The sequence below is a fragment of the Tepidibacter formicigenes DSM 15518 genome, assembly GCF_900142235.1.
Classification (GTDB): Bacteria; Bacillota; Clostridia; order Peptostreptococcales; family Peptostreptococcaceae; genus Tepidibacter; species Tepidibacter formicigenes.
Genome location: NZ_FRAE01000079.1, coordinates 1 through 11093, shown reverse-complemented (window position 1 = coordinate 11093; position 11093 = coordinate 1). Strand labels below are relative to the sequence as shown.

Annotated in this window: 8 protein-coding genes, 1 rRNA gene and 2 pseudogenes; 7 read left to right on the top strand and 4 right to left on the bottom strand. The window is 27.8% G+C overall.

Annotated features, from left to right (window positions below; all coding sequences use genetic code 11):
* The 3 genes and pseudogenes from BUA77_RS11675 to carB form a co-directional block, all read left to right on the top strand.
* A pseudogene (locus BUA77_RS11675) lies at positions 1 to 177 on the top strand (IS200/IS605 family transposase); the annotation flags it as partial.
* Between the two features lie 172 nt (positions 178 to 349).
* Positions 350 to 1420, top strand: a complete 1071-nt coding sequence (carA, locus tag BUA77_RS11670; protein WP_072890432.1) for a glutamine-hydrolyzing carbamoyl-phosphate synthase small subunit — start codon at positions 350 to 352, stop codon at positions 1418 to 1420.
* Positions 1420 to 4611: pseudogene (gene carB, locus BUA77_RS11665) on the top strand (carbamoyl-phosphate synthase (glutamine-hydrolyzing) large subunit). Before carA ends, carB begins: the two are co-directional and overlap by 1 nt.
* Before the next feature lie 147 nt (positions 4612 to 4758).
* On the opposite strand, the gene BUA77_RS11660 reads toward carB, so the two are convergent.
* On the bottom strand, positions 4759 to 5172 hold the full coding sequence (locus BUA77_RS11660) for a CvfD/Ygs/GSP13 family RNA-binding post-transcriptional regulator (RefSeq protein WP_072890430.1): 414 nt from the start codon (positions 5170 to 5172) through the stop codon (positions 4759 to 4761).
* Positions 5173 to 5364: 192 nt separating this feature from the next.
* Between BUA77_RS11660 and BUA77_RS11655 the strand changes: the two genes are divergently transcribed.
* Entirely contained in the window at positions 5365 to 6276 is a 912-nt protein-coding gene (locus BUA77_RS11655; RefSeq protein ID WP_072890427.1) for a DMT family transporter, read from the top strand.
* 76 nt (positions 6277 to 6352) lie between these two features.
* On the opposite strand, the gene BUA77_RS11650 is transcribed toward BUA77_RS11655, so the two are convergent.
* Positions 6353 to 6652, bottom strand: coding sequence for a hypothetical protein (locus BUA77_RS11650; RefSeq protein WP_143151358.1), 300 nt, complete (start codon positions 6650 to 6652; stop codon positions 6353 to 6355).
* A 303-nt stretch (positions 6653 to 6955) separates the two neighbouring features.
* On the opposite strand from BUA77_RS11650, the gene BUA77_RS11645 reads away from it, so the two are divergent.
* On the top strand, positions 6956 to 8992 hold the full coding sequence (locus BUA77_RS11645) for a methyl-accepting chemotaxis protein (protein WP_072890420.1): 2037 nt from the start codon (positions 6956 to 6958) through the stop codon (positions 8990 to 8992).
* A gap of 72 nt (positions 8993 to 9064) precedes the next feature.
* On the opposite strand, the gene BUA77_RS11640 is transcribed toward BUA77_RS11645, so the two are convergent.
* Positions 9065 to 9277, bottom strand: coding sequence for a hypothetical protein (locus tag BUA77_RS11640; RefSeq protein ID WP_072890416.1), 213 nt, complete (start codon positions 9275 to 9277; stop codon positions 9065 to 9067).
* A gap of 120 nt (positions 9278 to 9397) precedes the next feature.
* Between BUA77_RS11640 and BUA77_RS11635 the strand changes: the two genes are divergently transcribed.
* On the top strand, positions 9398 to 10306 hold the full coding sequence (locus BUA77_RS11635) for a ribonuclease Z (protein ID WP_072890414.1): 909 nt from the start codon (positions 9398 to 9400) through the stop codon (positions 10304 to 10306).
* Between the two features lie 114 nt (positions 10307 to 10420).
* Here BUA77_RS11635 and BUA77_RS11630 read toward each other — a convergent pair whose 3' ends face one another.
* Positions 10421 to 10636, bottom strand: a complete 216-nt coding sequence (locus BUA77_RS11630) for an alpha/beta-type small acid-soluble spore protein (protein WP_072890409.1) — start codon at positions 10634 to 10636, stop codon at positions 10421 to 10423.
* A gap of 286 nt (positions 10637 to 10922) precedes the next feature.
* On the opposite strand from BUA77_RS11630, the gene BUA77_RS11625 reads away from it, so the two are divergent.
* Positions 10923 to 11093: ribosomal RNA gene (locus BUA77_RS11625) — 16S ribosomal RNA — on the top strand; the annotation flags it as partial.

Sequence of the window (11093 nt, the reverse complement as noted above, 5' to 3'; positions counted from 1 at the left end):
AATAGACAATTTTGGTGCAAAGGATACTATGTCGATACAGTAGGAAGAAATAAAAAAGCAATACAAGAATATATAAAAAATCAATTGCAAGAAGATATAGCAAGTGATCAAATAAGTCTGAAAGAATATATAGACCCGTTTACGGGTGAGCCAGTAAACAAAGGCAAGAAAAAATAAAATACCCCCTTTAGGGGTAGCCTGTGAAAGTATCAGCGGTTGGCAGACTATTCAGTGTGTCTTAAGACACAGCAAGTAATATGCCCTTATAGGGTTAGAGCAAACCACCCGTTTTACGGGTGGTTATGATTTTATTACCTAAAATTTAAAAATAAATTTTAGGAGTGATAAAATGGAATCAATTTTATATTTAGAAGATGGTAGTATTTACAAAGGAAAAGCCTTTGGAAAAATAGGTACTACTGTTGGAGAACTTGTTTTTAACACTTCAATGACTGGGTATCAAGAGATACTTACAGACCCTTCTTATGCAGGTCAAATAATAAATATGACTTATCCTTTGATTGGCAATTATGGAGTGAATAATTTAGAAAATGAATCTTCAAAAATACATGCAAAAGGATTTATAGTAAAAAACATTTCTAACCAAGCTTTCAATTATATGAGTGAAAAAAATATTGATGATATGCTTAAAGGCATGGATATAGTAGGTATTTATGGAGTTGATACAAGAAGTATAACAAAAAAGATAAGAAACTCTGGAGTTTTAAAATGTGTGATATCCAGTGAAAATTTATCTATTGATGAATTAAAGAATATTCTAGATAAAACTGAAATAAAAGATGATTATATGAAGAAGGTCAGCACTAAAGAAATTATTAATATACCTGGTGATGGATTAAGGGTAGCATTAATAGATTTTGGAGTAAAACAAAATATAATAAATAATTTAAAACAAAGAGAATGCGATATAACTATATTTCCATACAATGCATCATATGAAGAGATAATGAGTATAAATCCAGATGGAGTACTTTTAAGCAATGGACCTGGAGATCCAAAAGAAGTTAAAGAAGCTATAGAAACTTCTAAAAAATTAATAAAGAATATACCTACTATGGGAATATGCCTAGGTCATCAAATAATTGCACTAGCAGTTGGGGCAAATACTTACAAAATGAAGTATGGACATAGAGGAGGAAACCATGGGGTATATGATATAGAAAGAGATAGATCATTCATAACAAGTCAAAACCATGGATATGCAGTAGATGCAAATAGTATAAAAGATAAAGAGTTTATTGTAACTCATATAAATTTAAATGATAATACAGTAGAAGGAATGAGACATAAAAACCTTCCGGTATTTTCTGTTCAGTATCATCCAGAAGGGTCACCTGGACCACAGGATTCTTCATATATATTTGATAAATTCATTTCTATGTTAGGGGGAGAAAAGTAATGGGAGTAGATAAAAGTATAAAAAAAGTAATAATTATAGGATCAGGACCTATTATTATAGGACAAGCAGCAGAATTTGATTACTCAGGAACTCAAGCTTGTAAAGCTATAAAGGAAGAAGGAATAAAAACAGTTCTTGTTAATTCTAACCCTGCAACTATAATGACTGATATGAATATTGCTGATAAAGTATATATAGAACCTCTTAATATAGAGTCTTTAGAAAATATAATAGTTAAAGAAAATCCAGATGGAATACTTGCAGGATTTGGAGGGCAGACTGCTCTCAATCTTGCCATGGAGTTAAAGGAAAAAGGAATACTTGATAAATTCAATGTAAGACTTTTAGGAACAGATAGTGATACTATAAAAAAAGCTGAAGATAGGGAAGAATTTAAAAAGCTTATGATAGATATAAATCAGCCAGTTCCTATGAGTATAATAGCCAATAACATTGAAGAATGTAAAGAGTTTGTCGAAAACTATGGATATCCTGTAATAATAAGACCAGCTTATACACTAGGTGGAACTGGTGGAGGTATTGCTAGTAATTATGAAGAATTATTAAATATTTGTGAAAATGGACTAAAAAGCAGTCCGATAAATCAAATACTTTTAGAACAAAGTGTAGCTGGGTGGAAGGAAATAGAATATGAAGTAATAAGAGATAAAAAGGATAACTGCATTATTGTATGTAATATGGAAAATATAGACCCTGTAGGTGTTCATACGGGAGATAGTATAGTTATTGCCCCATCTCAAACGTTGAGAGATAAAGAATATCAAATGCTTAGAACTGCTTCTATAGATATAATAAGAAGTCTTAAAATAGAAGGTGGATGTAATGTTCAATTTGCACTAGATCCAAATAGTGATAGATATGTTGTAATAGAGGTAAATCCTAGAGTAAGTAGATCAAGTGCTCTAGCATCAAAAGCAGCAGGATATCCTATAGCAAAAATAGTAGCAAAAATAGCGATAGGATACAGTATTGATGAACTTAAAAACTATGTAACTAAAAAGTCTAGTGCATTCTTTGAGCCAAGTCTTGATTATGTAGTAGTAAAAATACCTAAATGGCCTTTTGATAAATTTAATAAAGCAGATAAAAAACTTGGAACTCAAATGAAGGCAACAGGAGAAGTTATGGCTATAAGTAGAAGCTTTGAAAATGCTTTATTAAAGGCAGTAAGCTGTCTTGAAGGAAAATTCACAGGGCTAAGACTTCCTCATATTATGAGTATGAATAAAGATGATATAATTGAAAAAATAAAAATGAGTGATGATGAAAAAATATTTGCTATAGCTCATGCTTTAAGATTAGGAACTGATATAGATAGTATCTATGAATTAACTAAGATAGATAAGTGGTTCTTACATGGAATTAATGATATAGTGAAAATGGAGAATAGACTTGAAAATGAAAATCTAGATAAAGAATTATTACATGAAGCTAAAGCCATGGGATTCACTAATAAGGACATATATGAAATTTCAGGAATTGAGGAAAAATTAATTGAAAAAATATTAAAAGATAATAAAATAAGTTCAGTATATAAAATGGTAGATACATGTAGTGGTGAATTTGAATCAACCACTCCATACTACTACTCATGCTATGATGAAGAAGATGAAAATATAATATCAAATAATAAAAAGATAATAGTTTTAGGATCAGGACCTATAAGAATAGGGTAAGGTATAGAGTTTGACTACTGCTGTGTCCATGGAGTATGGGCAATAAAGGAAGAAGGATATGAATCTATTATTATAAACAACAATCCTGAAACTGTAAGTACAGACTTTGATACATCAGATAAGCTATATTTTGACCCATTATATATAGATGATGTAATGAATGTTATAAATAAAGAAAACCCAGAAGGGGTTATAGTACAATTTGGAGGACAAACATCTATAAACTTAACTAAAAAGCTTTATGAAAAGGGAGTAAATATATTAGGAACATCCTTTGAATCCATAGACTTAGCAGAAGATAGAGGAAAGCTTACTAATATATTAAAAAATCTTAATATACCAACTCCTAAAGGATGTGCAGTAACTAACTTAAAAGATGCTTTTAATACAGCTGAAAACTTAGAATACCCTGTAATAGTGAGACCTTCATATGTAATAGGGGGAAGAGCTATGCAGGTGATTTATGATGATAGAGCACTTGAAAATTATATGTATGAAGCAGTAAATATATCAAGTGAATATCCTGTATTAATAGATAAGTATGTGAAAGGAATAGAAATAGAAGTAGATGCAATATGTGATGGAGAAGATATATTAATACCTGGAATAATGGAGCATGTTGAAAAAACAGGAGTACACTCAGGAGATAGTATAACTATATATCCTACTGTAAGCTTAGATAAAGAAACTATAGAAAAGCTAGTTACTTATACTAAAAAAATAGCAAAAACCTTTAAAATAGTAGGACTTGTAAATATTCAGTATGTATATGATGGAAAAGAAGTATATGTAATAGAGGTAAATCCAAGAGCATCAAGAACCGTACCAATATTAAGTAAAGTAACTCAAGTTCCTATGGTAAAATTAGCGGTTGAAGCAATGCTTGGCAAGAAATTGAAAGAACTTGATTATGGAATAGGGCTTATGGAAAACAAAGATGTATATGCAGTAAAAATACCTGTTTTCTCAAGCGAAAAGCTTGCAAATGTTGATATATATTTAAGTCCTGAAATGAAATCAACTGGAGAAGTATTAGGAGTAGACAAGAATTTAGATAAAGCAGTATATAAAGGGTTTAGATCAGTAAATATAGATATTCCAACTAATGGAGGAATATATATATCATTAAAAGATATAGACAAAAAAGAAGGACTTGAAGTTATAAAAAAATATTATGAATTAGGATTTAAACTATATGGTTCAAAAGGAACTAGTGAGTTTTTAAATAATAATGAAGTCTTATGTGAAGAAGCAGATTTAGACAAATTAAATAATCTGATACTTAATAATTATATAAATATAGTTATAAATACTCCAACAAAAGGAAATAGCTTTGAGAGTCAAGGGTTTAAGCTTAGAAAAAAAGCAACAGAAAGAAAGATACCAATATTTACATCTATAGATACAGCAAATTTATTTTTAAAAGCTATTAATATAAAGAAAAATAATGAAAATATAGATTATGTTTCTCTAGACAATTATTTTATCGAATAATATATAAAAAATAAAAAGGGATGTATCAAAATGATTAAAATCATCTTGACACATCCTTAGCAAAATGAAATAAAAAAGTATGAGGTTGTGCGTAGTTTGCACATTCTCATACTTTCCTTTTACTCTTTTGTTTAATAAATTTAAAAACTATCTTCTTTTGTTACGCTTGTTTAAAACTGATTGGCGCTCATCTGATTCTTTTAACCAATCTTTTAATTTATCTTCAAGAGAACTTGGTTGTTTAAATTTTGGTTGAGATTTATGTTTAGATACATCTCTATTTTTAGACGTATCTCTATTTTTGTAGTTAGAATTATTAGGTGTTGTTGCTTTGATTGAAAGAGAAATTTTTTTAGAACTTTCATCAATACCAATTATTTTAACTTTTACCTTGTCACCAACGGAAATATGTTCATTTATATCATTTATAAAATTATGACTAATTTGTGAAATATGAACTAATCCTTTGGTTTTTTCATCTAGTGCTATAAAAGCACCAAAAGGCTTAATATCTGTTACAGTACCTTCAACAATATTATTAATTTCAAATTTGCTAGACATACACACACTCCTAAAAATTTTTTATAGTTATATATAATAATATAACACATAATGATACAAAAAAACAAAATCTATAACAACTTTTTTTCTTTAATTATAAAGTTTTTATAATTTCTCTATATAATATTTATTGGAAAAGCTTTTCTTATATGTTATAATTTTAAAAGTTATTCTATAAAATGAGGTGATTGAATGAATTTAGGAAATATATATGCTTTAATAGCAGCCTTTTTACTAGGAGCAGGGGTTGTTTTGCTAAAATTTTTAAATTCTAATTTATCTCCATTAATGATTTCAACATATAGTATATTATTAGGATTTATACTTATGACAATACATATACTTATAACAAAACAAAATGATTTTAAAAAATTTTCATTAAAAAAGCATGGGCTAGGTTTCGTTTTTTTAGGACCTCTTGGTACAGGTCTTGCTTTATTTTTAGCTATAACTGGACTTCAAAAAGTTAACGCATCAACTGGTGGATTTTTAATACAGCTAGATATAGTTGCTTGTATAATTCTTGGAGTAATTTTATTAAAAGAAAAAATAAAATTAAATCACTGGATAGGAATATGTTTAACGTTAATTGGGGCATTATCTTTATCAATTGATTTTTCAAATATAAATGAAATTTCATTTTCTACATCATCAATTTGTGTAGCTGTGGGAGGATTTTTATTTGGAGTTGCAATTATAGGTAATAGATTAATGAATGAAGAATTTAACGCACTAGAATTGACCTGGTTAAGACTTGCAGGAGCACTTCCTGTATTAATGATTTCTAGTTTTATTGCATACAAAGATATAAATATAATTATAAGTTCAATAAAATTATTAGATATTTGGTGGATGGTATATGCTGTTAGTAATTTTTACTTGGCATATATTTTACTTGCAAAAGCTTCAAAACTAATAGAATCTTGGAAAATAGGAGCAATTTTGAAGCTAATACCTTTTTTTACTTTGTTTTTATCTTTTATCTTATTAAATGAAGAGTTAAACTTAATATTAATCTTAGGGAGTTTATTCATAATAAGTGGTATATTAGTAATTGATATTGAACTTTTTATGAAAATATTTAAAAAAAATAATAATGATTAATAAAAAATTTCATACTGTTGACAAACTGAGAGAGGGAATATTTAGAATGAAGACTTTTTATTTCAGCAAAAAAATATCATGCTTTGTCTGTCCATTTCCAATATTCTTTTATACTATCAACCATAATATGAGAAAAAATAAGAGAGAGTAGAGCAATAGGAGTTACTATAAATCTATAATCTTTGTAATTGAATAATTGAGATACTGATTTACAAGTAGCTAATAAAAGTATACTTATTTTTACAAATGCTGCTAACATTTTTCCTACAAATTTTCCAAAACAAATTTCTGAAATATCTAATATGTTTTTTTCTGGGAATAGATAACATAGTCTTGAATATATAAACATTATAGGTAGTGACATAAATATTGACATAATAATAGCAATCTATTTTACATCCTATAAAAATAAGTATTTATAGTTTAACCAAAAAATATATATAATTAATCTAAATTATTAAAAAATTTTAGTATTAATAATATTCATAGTATTTTGACTAGGTGGACTTTTGATATTTGTATTAGTTGTTTGCCCTACAGGCCTTATGTGTAAAACGGTTATGTAGAAAAAACTAAAAAAATGTAGAAAAATATTTAATGCAACTACTAAATTTTGGTATAATATAGAAGGTTGTATAAGTATTTATATAAAATATGATTTTATAAAGGAGGGTGATTCATGAGTAAAATATCAAAAACAAAAGAAAATGAAGTTTCTATAAAAAAAGTAATAGTCCCTATGCTTATTATAGGAATTTTAATTCCACTTATTATCTTATCTTTTATATCTTATAATAAAGCTTATAGTGTACTTAATGAAAGAGTCAATAAAGGCTCAAAGGAAATGGCAGAAGAAATGAATTTAAATTTAGAGGAATTTTTTGAAGGGCTTGAAAGTACTTTAAACATTATATCTAATAATCAAAATTTTATAGATTTAGTAAAAATAGAAGAAGGGATTGTTGAAGGAAAAATATCTAATAAAGAACAAATAGAGTATATTACAAAAGGAATTTTAGATGATATTCTTAAAAGTAATCCTAAAATACTTTCAGCATATATAGGAACTAAACATAAAAGAATGTTTGCAGATTCTAACAATCCAATGTCAGATAATAGCTCCTATGATCCAACATCTAGGATTTGGTATAAAGATGCGGTAAGCAACCCTGGAAAAGTTATATATACAGAACCGTACATAGATGCAAGTACTAATAAGCTTAATTTTACAATTTCTAAAACAGTATCTGATTCAAATGGAAAAGTTATAGGTGTTGTAGGTATTGATATAAGCTTAGATGAATTTTCACAAAAATATAAAAATATAACTTTAGGAAAAACAGGGTACATATTTATAGTTAGTAGTGACGGAAAGGTAATATCACATCCTGATGAAAAACTTATAGGGCAAGAATTAGATGAAAAAACTAAAAAGTTTATATCCAAAAAAGAAGAAAGTATAAATATTGATGGAAGCTATATATATTATTTAACTAATGAAAGAACTGGGTGGAAAATTGTATTGAATTTCAATAAAGATGAAATCAATGATGAAGTAAGTTCTATAAAATTTACAAGTATTCTTATTTTAATAATATGCATTGTAGTTGCATTAGTTTTAGCTGTTATAATAACAAGAATGATAACAATACCACTCAAAGATTTAGAACAAGGAATAAGTACTGCCACTAAGGGGGATTTTAGAAATAAGATTAATATAAATTCTAAATATGAGTTTGGAAAAATAGGAAGTGAATTTAATGGAATGATAAATAATATTAAAATTCTATTAAATGAAATAAAAGAATCTGCTAGTTCTGTATATGAAAGCTCAAATAATTTAAAAGAAATATCTGATACAACTAAATTTTCTATAAGTGAGATAGCTAAAGCTATTGAAGAAATAGCAAATGCCAATAATGAACAAGCAAAAGATACAGAAGTAGGAATACAAAAGGCAGATGAGTTAGCTAATAGTATAGAATTAATATCAAATGCTATAGATAACATAAGTTCTAAATTTGATGAAGCTATAAATCTTAATAAAAATGGTATAAATATAGTACAGGATTTAACTGATAAGACTAAGGAAACTTTGCAAAATAGTGAAGAGCTTAATTTAGCAATAAAAGAAATGGAAGAAAGCTCTAAAGAAATAGGAAATATAATAGAAGCTATTAATAATATAGCAAGCCAAACAAATCTTTTAGCACTAAATGCATCTATTGAAGCAGCAAGAGCAGGAGAAGCTGGAAAGGGATTTGCAGTAGTTGCTGATGAAATTAGAAAACTTTCAGAAGATACTACCAATGCATCATATAAAATAAGTGAGCTTATAAATAAAATACAAGAAAAATCAAAAACTTCAGTAGAAAGTATAAAAAATACTAACAATACTTTATTATCTCAGGAAGAGTCAGTTATTAAGACAAAGGATATATTTAATAAAATATCAAAATCTATATTAGATGTATCTATGGATATGGAAAATATTCAAAACTTAAATAAGGATATGCTTGAGAATAAAGAGGAAATAGTAACTACTATAACAAGTATATCAGCATCAGCCCAAGAAACTTCTGCTTCTACAGAAGAGGTTTCAGCAAGTACAGAGCAGACACTTGCCACTATTGAAAGTATGGCTGAAAGTTCAGATGAACTTAAAAATTTAGCAGATACATTAATGAATGAGGTAAATAAGTTTAAGATTGAGTAAAAATATATTTTTTAATATTTATTTTAAATTCAATAACGGTAATGAAAAAATTAAGATAGTGCAGAATTTGCACTATCTTGTTTTTTTTCTTAATTCCTCTTTGTTAGCATCTTCATCATCTGGTATAAAAGGCCTATATTCAGAAAATCTCATAGGGTCAATATAATCAAAATCTCTTTTCATATTAAGTGGCATAACAAATCCTGTTAATGGTCTTTCAGGAGCTTTATATTTTGTTGTATCATAAGTATCTTCTATTATTTCTTTAGGATTTTTAGCTTTCATAAAGTATCCCTCCTTTTTAATAGTTTTTCATACTTATATAAAAAATACTCTTGGAAAAAATATAGAATAAAATAATAAGTATATATTCTTTAAAAAAATAGTTATAAAGGGGAGTGAAAAATGATTAACGTTTCTTTACTTGGATGTGGAGGAATGATGCCTCTACCAAATAGATATTTAACATCAATGATTATTTCATATAATGGAAAAATGATACTTGTCGATTGTGGAGAAGGAACACAAGTTAGTTTAAAAATTCTTAAATGGGGATTTAAAGCAATTGAATCGATATGCTTTACTCATTATCATGCAGATCATATAGCAGGAATTCCAGGTCTTTTACTGACTATAGGAAATTCAGGAAGAACAGAGCCTTTGACAATAATAGGTCCAAAAGGACTTTTGGAGGTTATAAAAGGGCTAACTATTATATCACCTAATCTTCCTTTTGAACTTAGACTATTAGAAATACCTAGTGAAGAAGAAATAGTAGAAAGAGTAGGAGATTTTTATGTACATACTATTGGTGTAGATCATACAATTCCCTGTATTGCCTATACTATAGAAATAAAAAGAAAAAGAAAGTTTGATCCAGATAGAGCAAAGAATCAGAATATACCAATGTTTTTATGGAATAGGCTTCATAAAGGTGAAAAAGTTATTTTTGAAGGTAAGATATTTACTCCAGATATGGTTCTTGGAGAAGAAAGAAAAGGATTAAAAATTTCTTATTGTACAGATACTAGACCTACAGAACGTTTAGTAGATTTTATTAATGAAGCAGATCTTTTTATTTGTGAAGGTATGTATGGAGAATATGAAAGTATAGATAAGGCCATGGCAAATAAGCATATGCTTTTTTCGGAAGCCGCCCTACTTGCTAAAAAAGGAAATGTTAAGGAATTGTGGCTTACTCATTATAGTCCAGCGCTTAAAAATCCTATGCTTTTTTTAGAAGGAACAAGAAATATTTTTAAAAATACATTATTAGGAGAAGATAGAATGAGTAAAGTTTTATGTTTTGAATAATCAACTTTTGATACAATAATTATATTACTACTATCAAATACAATAGAGAAATAAAAGTAGGATTGATAGTTAATTAAGCATACATAAATTAGAAAACAGCATTAAAAGGAGATTTTAATGCTGTTTTTTAGCTAACTTTTTTTCTGCTATTTCAATTAATTTTCTAGTCATATGCCCTCCTACAGAGCCTCCTGAATATCCATTTTCTCTAGAACTTAAATCTCCCTTATTTATATTTGATGAATTTTGAATGCCTAGTTCATTAGCTATTTCAAGCTTCATTTGATTTAAAGCTTCTCTTGCTTCTGGAACAAGTTTTTTATTACTCATAAAAATACCTCCATAAAAATTATTATTTTATTAATAAATCAAATAATTAAAGTTTTATTTTTTAGTATGATATTATTAAAATATTAAATTCAGGAATTTATTTACAAGAAATTTTTCAAAAAAAAGTGTTGACATAATTAAATGAAGGTGATATATTATTACTTGTCCTCGACAAGAGGAAAAAACAAATTGAACTTTGAAAATTAAACAGTAGGTCATAATGAATCACACCACGTGATTCTGGATATAAAATATGAAGCCAAGTTTATTTTGAGTAAATTAAGTTTGTTTTGAGAGTTTGATCCTGGCTCAGGATGAACGCTGGCGGCGTGCCTAACACATGCAAGTCGAGCGAGGAGATAAGAGCTTGCTCTTTGATCCTAGCGGCGGACGGGTGAGTAACGCGTGGGTAACCTGCCCTATACACATGGATAACATACCGAAAGGTATGCTAATA

Excerpts from the sequence above, each read along its gene's own strand:
- carA (WP_072890432.1), top strand. The coding sequence starts at position 350 with ATGGAATCAATTTTATATTTAGAAGATGGTAGTATTTACAAAGGAAAA.
- BUA77_RS11660 (WP_072890430.1), bottom strand. The coding sequence starts at position 5,172 with ATGTCTAGCAAATTTGAAATTAATAATATTGTTGAAGGTACTGTAACA.
- BUA77_RS11655 (WP_072890427.1), top strand. The coding sequence starts at position 5,365 with ATGAATTTAGGAAATATATATGCTTTAATAGCAGCCTTTTTACTAGGA.
- BUA77_RS11650 (WP_143151358.1), bottom strand. The coding sequence starts at position 6,652 with ATGTCAATATTTATGTCACTACCTATAATGTTTATATATTCAAGACTA.
- BUA77_RS11645 (WP_072890420.1), top strand. The coding sequence starts at position 6,956 with ATGAGTAAAATATCAAAAACAAAAGAAAATGAAGTTTCTATAAAAAAA.
- BUA77_RS11640 (WP_072890416.1), bottom strand. The coding sequence starts at position 9,277 with ATGAAAGCTAAAAATCCTAAAGAAATAATAGAAGATACTTATGATACA.
- BUA77_RS11635 (WP_072890414.1), top strand. The coding sequence starts at position 9,398 with ATGATTAACGTTTCTTTACTTGGATGTGGAGGAATGATGCCTCTACCA.
- BUA77_RS11630 (WP_072890409.1), bottom strand. The coding sequence starts at position 10,636 with ATGAGTAATAAAAAACTTGTTCCAGAAGCAAGAGAAGCTTTAAATCAA.